This is a genomic window from Methylobacterium sp. WL7, assembly GCF_008040085.1.
Lineage (GTDB): Bacteria > Pseudomonadota > Alphaproteobacteria > Rhizobiales > Beijerinckiaceae > Methylobacterium > Methylobacterium mesophilicum.
The window spans coordinates 22,905-40,144 of record NZ_VRVG01000005.1 but is presented as its reverse complement, the minus strand read 5'-3'; the positions used below and the strand labels follow the sequence as shown (position 1 = coordinate 40,144).

16 protein-coding genes are annotated in these 17,240 nt (G+C 68.6%); 11 read left to right on the top strand and 5 right to left on the bottom strand.

What is annotated here, in order from left to right; translation table 11 throughout:
* Positions 1-7 precede the first annotated feature (7 nt).
* Both FV233_RS02460 and FV233_RS02455 read right to left on the bottom strand, forming a co-directional pair.
* Positions 8-1,639 (bottom strand): formylmethanofuran dehydrogenase subunit A, encoded by a 1,632-nt coding sequence (locus tag FV233_RS02460; RefSeq protein ID WP_147896512.1) that lies wholly within the window; start codon positions 1,637-1,639, stop codon positions 8-10.
* Positions 1,633-2,712 carry a formyltransferase gene (locus FV233_RS02455; protein ID WP_147896511.1) on the bottom strand — a complete coding sequence of 360 codons (1,080 nt, stop codon included), beginning with the start codon at positions 2,710-2,712 and terminating at the stop codon, positions 1,633-1,635. Before FV233_RS02455 ends, FV233_RS02460 begins: the two co-directional genes overlap by 7 nt.
* A 294-nt stretch (positions 2,713-3,006) precedes the next feature.
* Between FV233_RS02455 and FV233_RS02450 the strand changes: the two genes are divergently transcribed.
* The 8 genes from FV233_RS02450 to FV233_RS02415 all read left to right on the top strand — a co-directional run bounded on the left by FV233_RS02450 (position 3,007) and on the right by FV233_RS02415 (position 11,043).
* Entirely contained in the window at positions 3,007-3,993 is a 987-nt protein-coding gene (locus tag FV233_RS02450; protein WP_187278042.1) for a beta-ribofuranosylaminobenzene 5'-phosphate synthase family protein, read from the top strand.
* Positions 3,994-4,084: 91 nt separating this feature from the next.
* On the top strand, positions 4,085-4,978 hold the full coding sequence (locus FV233_RS02445; protein ID WP_147896510.1) for an NAD(P)-dependent methylenetetrahydromethanopterin dehydrogenase: 894 nt from the start codon (positions 4,085-4,087) through the stop codon (positions 4,976-4,978).
* A gap of 22 nt (positions 4,979-5,000) precedes the next feature.
* Positions 5,001-6,152: an ATP-grasp domain-containing protein gene (locus FV233_RS02440; RefSeq protein WP_147853314.1), complete on the top strand. Its 1,152-nt coding sequence runs from the start codon at positions 5,001-5,003 to the stop codon at positions 6,150-6,152.
* Positions 6,149-7,123 carry a methenyltetrahydromethanopterin cyclohydrolase gene (gene mch, locus FV233_RS02435; protein WP_147853315.1) on the top strand — a complete coding sequence of 325 codons (975 nt, stop codon included), beginning with the start codon at positions 6,149-6,151 and terminating at the stop codon, positions 7,121-7,123. The genes FV233_RS02440 and mch overlap by 4 nt, the downstream gene beginning before the upstream one ends.
* 189 nt (positions 7,124-7,312) lie before the next feature.
* Complete coding sequence (locus FV233_RS02430) at positions 7,313-8,221, top strand: RimK family alpha-L-glutamate ligase (protein WP_147853316.1); 909 nt, start codon at positions 7,313-7,315, stop codon at positions 8,219-8,221.
* Complete coding sequence (locus FV233_RS02425; protein ID WP_147896509.1) at positions 8,218-9,051, top strand: triphosphoribosyl-dephospho-CoA synthase; 834 nt, start codon at positions 8,218-8,220, stop codon at positions 9,049-9,051. Before FV233_RS02430 ends, FV233_RS02425 begins: the two co-directional genes overlap by 4 nt.
* 239 nt (positions 9,052-9,290) lie before the next feature.
* Positions 9,291-9,800: a 5,6,7,8-tetrahydromethanopterin hydro-lyase gene (gene fae / locus FV233_RS02420; RefSeq protein ID WP_007568574.1), complete on the top strand. Its 510-nt coding sequence runs from the start codon at positions 9,291-9,293 to the stop codon at positions 9,798-9,800.
* Positions 9,801-10,266: 466 nt separating this feature from the next.
* Positions 10,267-11,043 (top strand): prephenate dehydrogenase, encoded by a 777-nt coding sequence (locus FV233_RS02415; protein WP_147896508.1) that lies wholly within the window; start codon positions 10,267-10,269, stop codon positions 11,041-11,043.
* Between the two features lie 77 nt (positions 11,044-11,120).
* Here the strand turns inward: FV233_RS02415 and FV233_RS02410 are convergent, their stop codons facing one another.
* Together FV233_RS02410 and groES are read right to left on the bottom strand one after the other, a co-directional pair.
* Entirely contained in the window at positions 11,121-12,605 is a 1,485-nt protein-coding gene (locus tag FV233_RS02410) for a chaperonin GroEL (RefSeq protein WP_147896507.1), read from the bottom strand.
* A gap of 72 nt (positions 12,606-12,677) precedes the next feature.
* Positions 12,678-12,968, bottom strand: a complete 291-nt coding sequence (gene groES / locus FV233_RS02405) for a co-chaperone GroES (protein WP_007567860.1) — start codon at positions 12,966-12,968, stop codon at positions 12,678-12,680.
* Positions 12,969-13,178: 210 nt separating this feature from the next.
* On the opposite strand from groES, the gene FV233_RS02400 reads away from it, so the two are divergent.
* From FV233_RS02400 to FV233_RS02390, 3 genes are all read left to right on the top strand, one after another.
* The gene (locus tag FV233_RS02400; protein WP_147853824.1) at positions 13,179-14,165 is read left to right on the top strand and encodes a CorA family divalent cation transporter; all 987 of its coding nucleotides are present in this window, start codon (positions 13,179-13,181) and stop codon (positions 14,163-14,165) included.
* Positions 14,166-14,361: 196 nt separating this feature from the next.
* Entirely contained in the window at positions 14,362-15,822 is a 1,461-nt protein-coding gene (locus FV233_RS02395) for a PAS domain-containing methyl-accepting chemotaxis protein (protein WP_147853823.1), read from the top strand.
* 177 nt (positions 15,823-15,999) lie between these two features.
* Entirely contained in the window at positions 16,000-16,428 is a 429-nt protein-coding gene (locus FV233_RS02390; RefSeq protein WP_147853822.1) for a DUF3455 domain-containing protein, read from the top strand.
* 73 nt (positions 16,429-16,501) lie between these two features.
* Here FV233_RS02390 and pdeM read toward each other — a convergent pair whose 3' ends face one another.
* Positions 16,502-17,215 (bottom strand): ligase-associated DNA damage response endonuclease PdeM, encoded by a 714-nt coding sequence (pdeM, locus tag FV233_RS02385; protein ID WP_147853821.1) that lies wholly within the window; start codon positions 17,213-17,215, stop codon positions 16,502-16,504.
* Positions 17,216-17,240 lie beyond the last annotated feature (25 nt).

Here is a 17,240-nt window from a genome sequence, read left to right as displayed (position 1 = left end):
CCGCTGATCACGCCCGGCATGGCACCGCCTCGAAGGTGTCCGCGTCCGCGTCGAACGCCGCATCCGGGACCGCGAAGCTGTCGAGCCCCTCGCCGAACCGGTCCGTCAGGTAGGCGTCGGCGCGCTTGGCCATCGCCGGATCCGACTCGACCGAAAGCGAGAGCGTCCGGCCGGCGCGCCATTCCACGACCTCGCCATCCTCGACGATCGGCACGCCGTCCTTGAGGACCAGCTTCGCAGCCGTGAACATCGCCGTGCGGTCGGTCGTATCGCGGTAGACCGCGACGTCGGCGCAGGCGCCGGGCCGCAGATGGCCACGGTCGGCAAGCCCCAGCAGCTTGGCCGGGCCGGATCGCGTCAGCTGGGCGATCTCCGAGAGGGTGTATTCCCGCTCGAGGCTCGGCAGGCTGGAACGCTCCGCGACGATACCCGGCAGCGTCGCGATCTCGCGGTCGCGCTCGGTCTTATCCATCAACCAGTGGATGATGCGCGGGTACTGCGTGAACGGACCGCCGTTCGGGTGGTCGGTGGTGAGGATCGTCCGCTCCGGGTCGGTGGAGAGCAGCATGATCTCCAGGCCGATCGCCCATTGCAGCGAGCTGGTCGGACCGCGCGGCCGGTACAGGAACGGCACCACGCCGCCGCCTTCGGCATCGCCGGCGTTCAGCACCCACTTCTTCGGCTTGGCGCCCTTCCGACCGGCGAACTGGCGCAGGATGTCGAGGGAGACCGTCACGGTCTGGCCGAACACCACCTGCCCGATATCGAGGGTCGCGTTCGGGTTGTCGGCGATCGCCTGGGCGATCCGTTCGGCCGCGGAACGGAAGCCGCCGCCCTCGGTCGCGCCGTAGGCATAGAACTGCGCATGGGCGAAGTGGATGCGGCGCCCTTCCGCGGCATCCAAGGTCTCGATGAAAGAATCGTCGGCGCCAGGTAGACCGAGATTGTTGCAGTGGACGTGCAGCGGGTGCGGGACGCCGATCTCTTCGACCGCGTCGAGCAGCGATCCCATGATCTGCCGGGTCGAGAGACCGTAGACCGGGATCTCCTCATCCAGCGACAGGCGCAGCGCGCCGTCCTTGAAGGCGGAGGCGCCACCGGCGTTGATGCACTTGACGCCGAGCCCGCGCGAGGTGGCGACCGACAGCGCCACGAGATCGCGCACGGCGTTCCCGCCCTGCCGCTCGCGCAACAGTTGCAGGAGCTGGTCGTCGTTGCCCATCACGGTGAGCGCGCCGCGATCCAGGAGCGGGATGTCGGCCAGTTCGAGCTGGGTAGCCAGCGCGTGGGTCGGCGGCATCGCCGGCTCGACCGCGGTGGTGTAGCCCATCCGCGCATAGGTCGAGCCGATCCAGGCCGCAGCCCCGCCGGCATGGGCGAAGGGATGCCCCTCGGGCGAGGCCTCGCTGACGTAGAGGTCGGGCAGGAGCAGGCGCGACGTGATCACGTTCCCGCCGGCGATGTGCGAATGCACCTCGACGCCGCCCGCCATCACCACACAGCCGGACGCATCGATCACCCGATCGGGCTCCCGACCTGCGGGCTCGACGATGCGGCCGTCCTCGATCCAGACGTCGCCCACGGCATCGCGGGACGCGGTCGGATCGACGACGCGCCCGCCCCGGATCACGCTCAGCATGCGGGCTCACTCCTCGACACGGCGCCACCTTCGACCAGGCGCTCCGTCAGGGCACCCAGCACCGATGCGGCGGAGGGCAGGTCCGTCGGGGCCGAAGCCGGCCAGTAGGTCAGCGCGGCGCGCTGCTCGTTCCACAACACGCCGCCCAGGTCGCGTCCCGGACGGCCGACCGCAATCACCACGTCGGCGAGGGAGGCCTCCGCCTCGGCGACCAGCGCCACGGACGGCACCGCAGCCAGCCAGTCCGGCCGGTCCACCGGTAGCGCGGCGAGCCAGATGACGGCATCGACCTCGCCGGCAGCGACCTGCCGGGCGACGTCGAAGCGCCACGGATCATGTTCGGGGACGCGGCGGCCGAACCCGCTGCGCGGGGCCTGCCCGGTCAACCAGGCGGCCACCGGCACGACGGCACGGTCCTGATCCGGTCCAGCGACCGAAAGCGTGAAACAACGCGTGGTCTCGTTCAGCTCCATGGCGAAGCCCTGGAGCATCTCCACGCCCAGCTCACCGAGTTCGGCGGGATCGTACAGCAGGACGCCGTACTGCGCGGCAGCGATCCGCGCGACGAGCTTGGCCTGCGGCGTGTCGCCCGCGAGATGGCCTTTGCCGTAAGCGCGCAGTTCGGCGACGGCCTCCGCGAGCCCACCCGCAGCCGGGCAGGACAGCGCCGCCTTTGAACCCTCGGCGCCGGCTCCGAGCGCCAGGAGCGCCCGGTCCGAACCGGCAGCCCGCCCACGCGTCGGCTTCGACTCAATCAGGCGCTTGAGAAGTGGCGTATGCCAAGCGGCGGCGCCGACGACGAGCACGGCATCGGCCCGGCCGACGGCCTCGGCCGGCGTCGTGCTCATCGCGCCGACCCGGCTCAGCGAACCGAGTTCGGCATAGGTGCCGACCGCGCCGGCGGTATCGATGGAGGCGCCGATGCGCCCCGCGAGATCATAGGCCGCGCGGATCGCGGCGACGTCGGCACTCAGGCCGGCGATCACCGGCGCGCGTGCCTTGGCGAGCAAGGATACGGCCGCCTCGATGGCGGTGCCCGCGTCCGTCGCGCCACCCTTCACCCAGGCTGCCATGCTCCCTCACGCGACGTTCTTGTTTGGCTTCGGAGCGGGCGACGGCCGTAAGACCGGACGAAGCAGGTTCACTCCCGAAGGAGCATCCCGCCGGATCGGAATGGCTCGCCCGCCCGACAGGTCGGGGCGGGCGGCAACTCGGCGCGCCGTCGCTGCCCTAGGTTTGCATTCATCCGCGCGCCTCGGCAAGGGGGGTTCGCATCCTGGTTCGGCCGATCGGCCTCAAGATCCCGTTGCTTCGGCCGCCCGCCGCATGGGAAAAGCGCGCCGGTTCGGCGTGTGGATTTCGAAGACATGGGCGTGGGCGAGGTCCCCGAGCGGAACGAGGCGGCCGCTTCGAACAGCACCATCCGAGTCGAGGCGCCTGCGCGGCTGCATTTCGGATTCCTGGACCTGCACGGCGGCCTGGGCCGGCGCTTCGGCAGCATCGGGCTGGCCATCGACACGCCCTCCCTGGCGCTCACCGCCCGCCGGTCCGCGCAGCTGTCCGTCACGGGCGAGGAGGCCGACCGCGTCCGGGGCTACGCCCGCGCGGCGGCGACCCATCTCGGCGGGTCCGATGCGGCGACGATCGCGGTCGAGCGGACGATCCCGGCCCATGCCGGATTCGGGTCGGGCACGCAGCTCGCGCTGGCCGTGGCGGCCGCGATGGCGCGACTGAGCGGCGCTCCCTTCTCGGCGGCGGCGTTCTCCTCCAGCCTGGATCGCGGCAACCGGTCGGGTGTCGGACTCAGCGCGTTTACCGAGGGCGGCCTGATCGTCGATGGCGGCCGCGGTGCGGATGGCTCGGCACCGCCGGTCACCGCGCGCCTCGCCTACCCCGAAGCCTGGCGGATCGTGCTCATCCTCGATCGGAGCATGGCCGGCGTGCACGGAACGCGGGAGATAGAGGCGTTTCGCGACCTCCCGCGCTTCCCCGAGGCCCAAGCGGCCGAGATCTGCCGGATCGTGCTGATGCAGGTCCTGCCGGCGGTCGCCCTCGCCGAGCCGCAGGGCTTCGGCGCGGGAATCACCCGGATCCAGGATCTCATCGGCGACCACTTCGCCCCGCACCAGGGCGGCCGCTACGCCAGCGCCGCCGTCGCACAAGCCCTCGAACAGGCCGCCGCGCAGGGTGTGCCCGGCTACGGGCAGTCGTCCTGGGGACCGACCGGATTCGCGCTGATGCCGTCTGAGGCCGACGCCCGGTCGCTGGTGGCAAGTCTCGACCGCGGCGGGCCGCTCCGCTTCCTGATTGCCCGCGGCCGCAACAGCGGCGCATCGATAACCGCGGGGGACTGAACCGGCAGGTCCGGACTTGACCGCGGCACCCGCAGCGGGTTTGGACGGTCTGCAGGCGCAGGTTGATGCGCGCCAAACGGGATAGAACGTCATGGCCCGCTCGATCCTCCACATGCTGACGCCGCTCCGGCACATGAGCCCGTTCGACGTGAACATGGCCGTCGACGCCGGCTTCGAGACGGTGGTGACCTACACAGAGGTCAGCCTCGCCGACGTCGTGTCGCTGACCCAGGATTCGATCTTCTCGCGCTCCCCGGCCGACGGCACCCGCACCGGCATCTTCATCGGCGGCAAGAACGCCGAGGACGCCCTCGACATGGTCGACCGCGCCAAGAAGGCGTTCGTGCCGCCCTTCGTGAACCACGTCTTCGCCGATCCCGCCGGCTCGTTCACCACCGGCGCCGCCATGGTGGCGCAGGTCTCCCGGGCGCTGCGAGATAAATTCGGCACCGACCTGACCGGCAAGCGCATCGTGATCTTCGGCGGCGCCGGCGTGGTCGCCTACGTGGCCGCGGTGATCGGCGCCCTCCAGGGCGCGCAGACCGTCCTGGTCGGCCACGACGGCGAGGAGCGCGTCTCCAAGATCGCCTTCACGATGAAGTGGCGCTTCGGCATCGAGGTCGGCGCCGTCGATGGGACGACGCCGGAAGACCGCCGCGTCGCCATCCGGGACGCCGACGTGATCCTGTCCGCCGGGCCGGCCGGCATCCCGATCCTCTCGGCCGAGGATCTGAAATCCGCCCCGAAGCTCCTCGTCGCCTCCGATGTGAACGCCGTGCCGCCCGCCGGCATTGCGGGGATCGACGTCAATGCCGTCGACGTGCCGTTGCCGACCGGCAAGGGCGTGGGCATCGGCGCCCTCGCGGTGGGCAATGTGAAGTACCAGACCCAGCGTCGCCTGTTCGACCGGATGCTCGCCTCCGATACGCCGCTCTGCCTCGACTTCCGGGACGCCTACACGCTGGCGGTCGAGATCGCCGGCTGAGCCGGCTCCGGCGCATTCCGGCATGGCAGAGGCGGTCCTGATCGCCGCTCAGTCCGGGCGCGCCCTCGCGGAGGCGGCCCGGCGGGCGGGAATGCGCCCCTTCGTGGCCGACCTGTTCGGCGATTCCGACACGCTGGCGCTCAGCAAAGCCTACCGGCCGCTCCCGGGCCGATTCGGCAGCCCGATGGCTTTCGACGCGACCCTGGCGGCGATCGACGCCTTGGCCGATACCGCAGGCTCGGTCGTCGGCCTCGTCCTCGGCAGCGGCTTCGAGGACGCGCGCGATCTTATGGCCCGCATCGCGGAACGGCATCGGCTGATCGGCGCAGCTGCGCCTGCGGTCGCCGCACTCAAGGATCCGTTCGCGCTCGCCGCACTCTGCGCCCGGCTCGACATCCCGCATCCCAAGATCGCGACCGATGCGCGTCCCGACCCGTCCGGATGGCTGCTCAAGCGGGCCGGCGGCAGCGGCGGCAGTCACATTCGACCGGCGGTGCGCGGCCCCGCGCCGGATGCGCACTATTTCCAGGCCCGGGTCGAAGGCCGGCCCCACGCGCTGAACTTCCTCGCCGACGGCCGCGCGATCCAGATGCTGGCGGTGACGGAGCAATGGTGCGCGCCGTCACCGATTCGGCCCTACCGGTATGGCGGTGCCGTAACTGGCGCCGCGACGGAGGCTCCGCTTCTCCCCAACGCGCTGATCACAACGGTCGCGGAGGCCGTCGAGAGCATCGTCGCGGCGACAGGCCTGCGCGGGCTCGGCAGCGCCGATTTCCTGGCCGATGCGTCCGGCTGGTGGCTCACTGAGATCAATCCGCGGCCCGGCGCGACCCTCGACATCCTCGATCGCCGGAGCACGCCGCTCCTGATGGCCCACATCGCGGCTAGCCTCGGCGCCATGCCGGCGCTCGGTGCGCAACCGGCGGATGCGGCCGCCGCCCAGATCTGTTACGCGGGTCGGGAGCATGCGCCCGTGCCGGATTTCGCCTGGCCGGATCATGTGCGCGACCGCCCGCGCCCCGGCACGGTGGTCCGCCGCGACGCGCCTCTCTGCACGGTGTTTGCCCATGGGGCCGACCGGCAGACGGCGCTCGACAGTTTGAACACGCGGACGATGCGGCTCCAAGCCGACCTCACCGCTGAGAAAATGCATCCCGAGGAAACCCTGAGATGAGTGCCAGCCAATCCTATCCCAGCGTCAACGCGCTGACGGCGCCGCTGATCGAGCGGTTCGTGGCCGACGCCGCGACCCTGCGCCTGTCCGTGTCGCAGACGGCCGGCGGGGCCCGGATGGTCGATGCCGGCGCCCAGGCGCGCGGCTCCATCGAGGCCGGACGGCGCATTGCCGAGATCTGCCTCGGCGGCCTCGGCACCGTGAGCATCGCCCCGACCGGCCCGATCGCCTCGTGGCCGTATTCCGTGATCGTCCATGCGGCCGATCCGGTGCTCGCCTGCCTGGGCAGCCAGTATGCGGGCTGGAGCCTTGCCGACGAGGCCGGTGATTCCGGCTTCTTCGCCCTCGGCTCGGGCCCCGGCCGCGCCGTGGCCGCCGTCGAGGATCTGTTTCAGGAACTCGGCTACCGGGATTCGGCCTCGAACACCGCTCTGGTGCTGGAAGCCGCCGGCGGACCGCCCGAGAGCGTCGTCGCAAAGGTCGCCGAGGCCGCCGGCCTGCGGCCCGAGGACCTGACCTTCATCTTCGCGCCGACCCAGAGCCTGGCCGGCTCGACCCAGGTGGTCGCCCGGGTGCTCGAAGTGGCCCTGCACAAGGCCCACACGGTCGGGTTCGACCTGCACGCCATCGTCGACGGCATCGGCTCGGCCCCGCTGTCGCCCCCGCACCCGGACTTCATCAAGGCGATGGGCCGGACCAACGACGCGATCATCTACGGCGGCCGGGTGCAGCTCTTCGTCGATGCCGACGATGCCGACGCCAAGCAGCTTGCCGAGCAGATCCCGTCCACCACCTCGAGCGACCACGGCGCTCCGTTCGCCGAGATCTTTTCGCGGGTGAACGGCGACTTCTACAAGATCGATGGCGCGCTGTTCTCGCCGGCCGAGGCGATCGTCACATCGGTGCGCACCGGCGCTACCTATCGCGGCGGTCGCCTGGAGCCGACGCTGGTGGAAGCGTCCTTCGCATAGGCGCGGGGCATTCCAGCTTCGGCTCAACGGGCATCGCGGCGTAGACTGCGTCGCGATGCCAATCGCAAGAAGCGAGGTCCCCTCTCCTCAGCGGGGGCAGGTCCCGGCCAGCCCTCGCGATAGCGCCTCGCATCCACACAGATCCGGTGCTTTCCCGTGCAGGAAGGGGCCGTCGAGAGTCTCCCATCCATGCGCATCGCCCTGGCGGCCGATAACGGCAATTGGCACAAGGCCCGGCTCCTGGCGGCCCTGCGGGCGCAGGGGGTCGAGCCGGTGCTGTTCTCCTTGGCGGACGTGATCGTGGCTACCGGCGGCGGCGAACCGCTGCGGGTCCCGGGCTTCTCCGGTGAATTGCCGGACGGCGTGTTGTTGCGGACCATCGCGGGGGGCACCTTCGAGGCGACCACCATGCGGCTCGGCGTGCTTCACGCCCTGGTCTCGGCAGGCGTGACGGTCTGGAACCCGCCCACCGCCATCGAGCGCTCGGTCGACAAGGCGGCGACCTCGCTGCTGATCGCCCGAGCCGGCCTGCCGACCCCGGAGACCTGGGTCGTCTCGAAACGCGAGGCCGCCGCGGAGATCGTGGAGCGGGAGGCACGCCCTGGCGCGCCCCTGGTCCTCAAGCCGCTGTTCGGCTCGCAAGGGGAGGGGCTCGCGCTGATCGAGACGCCCGGGGACCTGCCGGACGAGGAGGCTGTGGCGCGCGTCTACTATCTCCAGCGCTACGTGCCGCGGCGGGACGGCCTGTGGCGCGACTACCGCGTGTTCGTCTGCGACGGTCGCGCGATCGCCGGCATGATCCGGGAGGGCGACGGCTGGATCACGAACGTCCACCGCGGAGGCCGGCCACTGCCCTGGGCCATGCCCCGGGACGCCGCCGAGATGGCCGAGGCCGCCGCCGCCGCGGTCGGGGTCGATTATTCCGGGGTTGACCTCGTCGAGGACGGGGAGGGCGGCTTCTCGATCCTCGAAGTGAATTCCATGCCGGCCTGGTCCGGCCTGCAGACCGTGTGCGACACCGATATCGCCGGCGCCGTCGTGCGCGGCTTCCTGTCCGCGGTCAGGGGTGCCAGCATCCCGCGGCTCGTGGTGGCATGAGCGGTCTCGCCCCGGGGCTGATCGGCACGCTCTACCGCGCCGCCTGCCTGGCGGAACTCGATGCGCTGAAACCCGGCAACGTCCATGCCTACGCAGCCGGCCATCGCATGGTGGTGGCGGATTTCGTCACCAGTGCCGACGTCTCGGCGCCGGGGCTGGCGCGGGCGGGATCGGGCGTCGGCGCGCGGGTCCGCGCCGGGGTCACGGCGACCCTGGCGGCCGTCGCCCAGAACACCAATCTCGGCATCCTGCTCCTGTGCGCGCCGCTCGCTGTCGCAGCGGAGGGGGGCCGATCGGTCAAGGCGGTGCTGGACACCCTCGATGCCGCCGATTCCGAAGCGGTCTTCGCGGCGATCCGGCTCGCGAACCCGGGAGGCCTCGGCCGGGCCGAGCGGCACGACGTATCGGCCGTCGCCCCGGCCTCCCTGCGCGCCGCCATGGCGGAGGCGGCGCATCGCGACCGCATCGCTGGGGCCTACGGCACAGGCTTCGCGGACATCGTAGAGATCGGGCTCCCGGCCCTCGCCGGCGCGCGCGCCGCAGGTCTCGATCCGACTTGGTGCACCACCGCGATCCACCTGGCCTATCTCAGGACCGTTCCGGACAGCCACATCGCCCGCAAGGCCGGCGCACCGGTGGCGGAGTCTGTTCGCAGGGAGGTCGCAACCTTACTCGACAGCCTCGATCTCACCACCCGTCCGGTCGAGCCGCTGCTGGTCCTCGACGCGTCGCTGAAGGCGCGCGGGCTCAACCCCGGCACCAGCGCGGATTTCACGGTCGCGACCGTGTTCTGGGACGCCTTGACCACGGCAGGCGCCGCCTTCGCGTGACGCACGGATAAGTTCCAGCTTTTCACGCCCCGTGGCCAAAGAAATTCCTCAGATCCAGGGCCTTGCGCGGGTTGTGAGCCGCTGGGTCGCACTGTAGGGTCCGGCGCGCTGTCCGGCCCAACCGGCTCGGCCCAACCGGCTCGTCCGGAGGTTCGGGCGCCGATAACAAGGATGGCTTCCCGGCCGCTGGCATTGTCCGGCGCCGCGGCCCTATTTCGGAATCCAGGGAGAGACACCGAATGGCGAAGATCACCAAGGTTCAGGTTGGCGAAGCCCTCGTCGGCGACGGCAACGAAGTCGCTCACATCGACCTGATCATCGGACCGCGCGGCTCGCCCGCCGAGACGGCTTTCTGCAACGGCCTCGTGAACAACAAGCACGGCTTCACCAGCCTGCTCGCGGTCATCGCGCCGAACCTGCCGTGCAAGCCGAACACCCTGATGTTCAACAAGGTCACCATCAACGACGCCCGTCAGGCCGTCCAGATGTTCGGCCCGGCCCAGCACGGCGTTGCCAAGGCCGTCCAGGACGCCGTCGCCGAAGGCATCATCCCGGCCGATGAGGCCGACGACCTGTTCATCCTGGTCGGCGTGTTCATCCACTGGGAAGCGGCCGATGACGCCAAGATCCAGAAGTACAACTACGAGGCCACCAAGCTCTCGATCCAGCGCGCCGTGAACGGCGAGCCGAAGGCTTCGACCGTCACCGAGCAGCGCAACTCGGCCCAGCATCCCTTCGCCGCCAATTAGATTGGGGACGGTCCTGGACAGAGTGAGCCTCCGCCCGCACCGCGGGGCCTGCTCCAGCGACTGGCTTCTATCTTCTTAGGCCGATAGGCACGACGACAGACGGGACGGCGCAAGCCGTCCCGTTTTTTTTGGTTCCGAGATAACGCGAAGGGAAACGCGCGCCCGGCGCAGTGAAGCCTGGGACTTTTGATCGAGCAACGTCTGAGAAAAGTGCACGACCAGCCCTGTCCCGGCATCGATGCGGCCTTGTTGACGAGCAAGGTGGCACGGCATAGACGGCCGTCATCATGCTAAGCTTGCCGTTCACCGCATCCTATCGCCCGCCGCTTTCATAGCGGCGGCTTGCTTATCATGCCCAACCGCTGCGTCGTCGGCGGTTGCACCTCATCATGATCCGCCGACCTCGCGCCTGCCCGAGGTCACCGTGTCATTCTCTTAAACAACTCAAGGCCGCCCCGCCGTCGGGATCATCGGTTTCGGCGCTTTCGGTCGCCTGATCGCTCAGCATCTCGCGCCGCACATGGCGCTGCGCGTGTACGATCCCCGCCCGGCCGAGGCCGATTCCCCGACCTACGGCGCCGTGCGAACGGACTTGATCGCGGCGGCACGCTGCCCCGTCGTCATCCTGGCCGTTCCGGTTTCCCGCCTGTCCGATGTCGTGGCCGCGATAGCCCCCCACCTCAGACCGGGGACCCTGGTGGTCGATGTCGGCTCAGTGAAGATGATGCCGGTCGCGATCATGCGGGCGGGATTACCGGCCGGCGTCGATATCCTGGGAACCCATCCCCTGTTCGGCCCCCAGAGTGCCGTCGGCGGGATCGTCGGCCTGAAGATCGCGGTGTGTGCTGTCTCGGGACGGCGGGGGCGTCGTGCTGCGGCTTTTCTCCGGACGGTGCTGAGACTGAAGGTGATCGTCACGACGCCGGAGGCTCACGACCGCGAGGCCGCGGCGGTGCAAGGCCTGACGCATCTGATCGCGCGGGTGCTCGTCGCCATGGAGCCGCTTCCCACTCATATGACCACGCGGAGCTTTTCACTGCACATGCAGGCGGTCGACATGGTCCGGCACGACGCCCCGGAAGTCTTCGAGGCGATCGAGCGATCGAATCCGTTTGCCGCCGAGGTCCGCCAGCGCTTCTTCACGCTGGCTGCCCAAATCGAGGCTGATCTCGCACGCGAAGACCATTCTGCAGCCATCGCACGGCCGTCCCTCATGAAAGCCGGGACTAACGCGGGAGCGTGAGGGGACCGTGTCGCACCAACGAAAAAAGGGGCCGCCTTTCGGCGACCCCCTTCGTCAGCTCGATGGTTGGCGTGGATTTAGAAGTCCATGCCGCCCATGCCGCCGCCGCCCGGCATCGCGGGGGCGCCGCCGTCCTTCTTCGGGGCGTCGGCCACCATCGCCTCCGTGGTGACCAGCAGGCCGGCGACGGAAGCCGCGTCCTGCAGGGCGGTGCGGACGACCTTGGCCGGGTCGACGATGCCGGCCTGGATCATGTCGACATACTCTTCGGTCTGGGCGTTGAAGCCGTAGGTCTCCGAGGAGGTGTTGTCGGTGATCTTGCCGACCACGATCGAGCCTTCCACGCCGGCGTTCTGGGCGATCTGACGGATCGGGGCCTCGAGCGCCTTCAGCACGATCTTGATGCCGGCCTGGACGTCCGGAACATCGCTCTTCAGCTCGGCGACGGCCTTCTTGGCGCGCAGCAGCGCGGTGCCGCCGCCCGGGACGATGCCTTCCTCGACGGCCGCGCGGGTGGCGTTGAGGGCGTCGTCGACGCGGTCCTTCTTTTCCTTGACCTCGACCTCGGTCGCGCCGCCGACGCGGATCACCGCGACGCCGCCCGCGAGCTTGGCCAGGCGCTCCTGCAGCTTCTCCCGGTCGTAGTCCGAGGTGGTCTCCTCGATCTGGCCCTTGGTCAGGATCGCGATGTCCTCGAGCATCGCCTTGCGGCGATCGCCGAAGCCCGGCGCCTTCACGGCCGCGACCTTCAGGCCGCCGCGCAGCTTGTTCACCACGAGGGTGGCCAGCGCCTCGCCCTCGATGTCCTCGGCGATGATCAACAGGGGCTTGCCGGTCTGGACCACGGCCTCGAGCACCGGAAGCATCGCCTGCAGCGACGACAGCTTCTTCTCGTGGATCAGGATGTAGGGATCCTCGAGTTCGGCGACCATCTTCTCCGCGTTCGTGATGAAGTACGGGGACAGGTAACCGCGGTCGAACTGCATGCCCTCGACGACGTCGAGCTCGGTCTCGGCCGTCTTGGCCTCCTCGACCGTGATCACGCCCTCGTTGCCAACCTTCTGCATGGCGTGGGCGATCATCTCGCCGATCTCCTTGTCGCCGTTGGCGGAGATCGTGCCGACCTGGGCGACCTCGTCGGAGGTCGAGACCTTCTTGGCGCGCGCGATGATGTCCTTCACCGCGGCGGCGGTGGCGAGGTCGATGCCGCGCTTCAGGTCCATCGGGTTGATGCCGGCGGCGACGTACTTGGCGCCTTCGCGGACGATGGCCTGGGCCAGCACGGTGGCGGTGGTGGTGCCGTCACCCGCGATGTCGTTGGTCTTCGAGGCCACTTCGCGCACCATCTGGGCGCCCATGTTCTCGAACTTGTCGGCGAGCTCGATCTCCTTGGCGACGGTGACGCCGTCCTTGGTGATGCGCGGGGCGCCGAAGCTCTTCTCGATCACGACGTTGCGGCCCTTGGGGCCCAGCGTCACCTTCACCGCGTCGGCGAGGATATCGACGCCGCGCAGCATCTTATCGCGGGCGTCGGCGGAGAAACGAACGTCTTTCGCTGCCATGGTTTGCCTCTTGTGATTGGGTTGGACCCCAAGGCCTCGAACGGCCTCAAAGGGCGGGAAACAGGGATCCGATCAGAGGGCGACGACGCCCATGATGTCGGATTCCTTCATGATCAGGAGGTCCTGACCGTCGATCTTGACCTCGGTGCCGGACCACTTGCCGAACAGGACGCGGTCCCCCGCCTTCACGTCGAGCGCGTTGACGCGGCCCTGCTCGTCACGAGCGCCGGGACCGACGGCGACGATCTCGCCTTCCTGCGGCTTCTCCTTGGCGGTGTCCGGAATGATGATGCCGCCCTTGGTCTTCTCCTCGCTCTCGATGCGACGGACGACCACGCGGTCGTGCAGCGGACGGAACTTCATGAGCTGCCCTCTTGCTTCAGGTCTGCAGTTGGCGTTGATGCGGCCTGCGCGACCGCTCCCAAACCCGACTGTTAGCACTCTGTCTTGGCGAGTGCCAATGACGGCGGCGAGATAGCCCTCGCGTGGTTTCGAGTCAAGGCTGTCGCACCCCTGCGCGACGGCGCGATGACGGGGCATCGGCCCCGATTTCCCCTAGGACAACGCGCCCTCATGCTGAGCCTGCACGGACCCGAAGGCGCGGTGACGCCTGAATGCGGCAGCCCGATCCCCGGCAATGCCGTCTGGCTCGATCTGAAGGACCCGACCTCCGAGGAGGCCGCCGCCGTGGAAGCGGCCACCGGCCTGCGCGTTCCGTCCCGGGCCGCCCTGTCGGAGGTGGAATCCTCCAGCCGGCTGCGGCGGGTGAAGGACGGGCTGTCGCTCTCGACGCCGATGATCACCTTCGAGCGCAGTGATTCCCAGTTGAAGCCGCTGGGGTTCCTCCTGTCGAAGGATCACCTCGTCACGATCCGGTTCCACGACATGCGCGCGATCGACTCGTCGGAGAAGCGCATCGCGGACGGCGACGGCAGCGTCGCGCCGAGCGAGATTTTCATCGTGATCCTTGAGGAACTGGTCGACAGCCTCGCGGACGCCCTTGAGGACATGGCCTCCGAACTCGACACGCTGTCCACGCGGATCTTCGATTTCGATGTCCGCGGCGCCGACCGCCGCCGGCTGGAACGCCCGCCGCCCCGCCGCCGTGACCTGGCGCTGCGGCGGATCCTGCGCGGGATCAGCAACCGCGGGAAGGTCCTGGGGAAGATCCGAGCCAGTCTGCTCGGCCTGGAGCGGATCGTGCCGTTCGTGTCGGCCGCCTGCGACGGACTGGGCCTGCCCGAGGACGGCCGCTTCGAGACGATCCGGCGCGACATCGACTCCTTGGACGAGTTCGAGACGCGGCTCGCCGAGAACGTTCAGTTCCTTCTCGACGCCACGTTGGGACTGATCAACATCGAGCAGAACAACGTCTTCCGGGTGCTGACAGTGGTTTCGGTGGTGGGCGTGCCGCCGACCCTGATCGCCTCGATGTACGGCATGAACTTCAAGCACATGCCGGAGCTGGACTGGGCATACGGCTATCCCTACGCCCTCGCGCTTATCCTGATCAGCGCTCTGGCTCCCATCGTTTATTTTCGAAGCCGAGGCTGGTTCTGATATTCGCCAGATTATCAGCAAAAAACCATCATCAATACAAATCGACACCCATAATCAGAAAATATTATAATTGATGTGGCACGAATATTTTCTTCCGTTTTCGATCAATATAGGATTCCGTCTCAAAAACTGTCGAATTAGATAAAATTTAACCCAATCTTGGCCATATGCCCGCGGGAGCAGCGTGAGCACCGATATGTTCAAGAGAACCGTCTACAACGAGGCGCAGGCCAAGCTTGACGCCTTGGACCGGTCGTTGGCGATCATCGAATTCTCGATGGACGGCCAAGTCCTCAACGCCAACCAGAATTTTTTAAGCTTGATGAAGTACACCCTGGCTGATGTACGGGATAAGCATCATCGCATCTTCGTCGAACCGATGTTTGCCAAGTCGCCAGAGTACACGGAGTTCTGGTCGAAGCTGAAGGACGGCCAGTACGTCACCGGCGAGTTCCTGCGCATCGACAAGAACGGTGCGGAGGTCTGGCTGGAGGCGACCTACAACCCCGTCCTCGACGCGCACGGCAAGCCGGTGAAGGTGGTCAAGTTCGCGGCCGACATCTCGGCCAAGAAGAACGATATCGATCGGCTGATGTCGATGATCGACAACATGCCGGTCGCGGTGATGACGGCCGATCCCCGCAACGAGTTCAAGATCAACTACCTGAACGCCACCTCGCGGCGGACCCTCGGGCCGCTCGAGCAATATCTGCCGATCAAGGTCGACGAGATGCTCGACCACTCCTTCGACGTGTTCCACAAGAACCCGCATCACCAGCGCAACATGCTGGCGGATGCGAGCCGGCTGCCGCACCGGACCAAGATCAAGGTGGGGCCGGAGACGCTCGACCTGCAGGTCACCGCCGTCAACGACCGGAAGGGCAATTACATCGGGCCGATGCTGACCTGGGCCGTCGTATCCGCGCAGGTGAACATGTCCACCGACGTCAGCCGTGTCGTCGATGCCGTGGGCTCGGCGATCCGCGAGATGCAGCATTCGGCCGAGGGGCTGACGCAGTCGGCCGATGCCGCCAGGCAGAAGGCCTCGTCCGTGGCGGCGAATTCCGAGCAGATGAACGGCGCGATCCAGGAGATCTCGGGTCAGGTCGGACGGGTCTCAGAGCGTGCCCGGCAGATCGCGGTCCAGGCCGAGACCACGGACGCGACGATGCGGCAGCTCGCCGAGAACGCCCGCGAGGTCGACGCGGTGGTCGGCATGATCAAGTCGATCGCCGGGCAGACCAATCTCCTGGCGCTGAATGCCACGATCGAGGCCGCCCGTGCCGGCGCCGCCGGCCGGGGCTTCGCGGTGGTGGCGAGCGAGGTCAAGGCTCTGGCCGAGCAGACCGCGAAGGCCACCGGCGAGATCACCCAGCAGGTTGCGGCGATCCAGAGCGCCACCGGCGAAGCGGTCGGGGCGATCGAGATGATCACCGCCGCCGTCGCCGAGCTCTCGACGCTGACCCTGGCGATGGCGAGCGCCGTCGAGGAGCAGGCAGTCTCGACGCATGAGATGTCCGGCAATATCGGCGGCGTCTCGCAGGCCGCCAATGCCACCGGTCAACTTGCGGAAGCTGTCCTGGGCGTCGCCGAGAGCCTTGCCGGACACTCAGCGGATCTCTCGGAGAGTGTCACCCGGTTCATGAAATCAGCCTGACCCGGAACACGCGCGAGCCGCGGCGTGAAACGCGCACGCGGTTTGCGACGTATCGGCGGTTCGGACCGTCAGGATGGAGCTGAACCGATTTCCTACGCCATCATCACGTCCCGCACCCTCATCAGGTCTTGCCGGACAGCCCTCATCGCCGCTGCATCTTGCGCTCCGGCCTTCGCAATGGCCGAACCGGCGGGCTTGGCGCCGCCGCCCGGCAGCGTGGCAGTCGCGCGGCTCTCCGCCCGGGGCGTGCAGATCTATGCCTGCATCGCTGCCGAAAAGGGGCCGGCCTGGGGCCCCGCCAAGCCCGAGGCGGAACTCGTCCAGCCGGACGGACGCGCGGTCGGGCGTCACTTCGAGGGACCGGTCTGGGAGGCGCAGGACGGCTCCCGGGTGCTGGGCACCGTCATCGCTCAGGCGCCCGCACCGCGACCCCAAGCCGTTGCGTGGCTGCTGCTGTCCGGCCGAGCAACTGGATCCGGATCGCTCGCCGGAACGCAGTATATCTTGCGGAGCGACACGGTCGGCGGTGAGAAACCGCAGGGCGTCTGCACGCCGGGCCAGACGGCGCGTGTGCCCTACAGCGCGACGTACACCTTCTATCGCTGACGTCTCGCGGCGCTCGTTCACATGGCCCCCACCCGCGGCGAAGCGATATCCCGAACGGTGACGCGCGCTCCCGTCAATCCCGCGCGAGCTGCGACCGGCCGATGGTGAAGACCCGTCCATCCCCGAGCAGATGGGCCGTGAACCCCTTGGGGAACAGGCTTTCGATGGCCCGGTCGCGGACGTTCAGCCCGCCGGCGTAAGCGCCGAAGGCCGGCATCACGAGGCGGGTGCCGTCGGTGACGAAGCAGCGACGGCGGACCGCCCGGCCGCGCATGGCGACCTTTCCGCAGGGATGGAGATGGCCGGCGATCTCGCCGGAGACCGGTTCGGCGCTCGGCTCGTGACGCAGGATCAGGCCGCCCAGGGTCAGCGCGTCGGCGTAGCGACCGCCGACACCCTCGCTGACCGCCGCGTCGTGATTGCCCGCGATCCAGACCCAGTCCCGGCCCTCCTGCAAAGCCGACACCATGGCTCGGTCGCCGGGCTCCATCCGCTCCGGGCCGCGGACATCGTGGAAGGAATCCCCGAGCGCGACCACGCGCGTCGGATCGTGGCGCACCACCGCCTCGTGGAGGCAGGCGAGGGTCTCGCGGGTGTCGTAAGGCGGCAGGAACTGGCCGGTGCGGGCGGCGTAGGACGACCCCTTCTCCAGATGGAGATCGGAGACGATCAGCGTGCGGTGCTCGGGCAGCCACACGCCGCCGCAGAGATCCAGCACCAGGGTCTCGCCCGCCAGCAGCAGGGTCGGGTGCTTGTGAGTCTTCTCGAGTCTCAGGCCGGCCGCCAAGATCGCATCCTCGGGCTCGATGGGG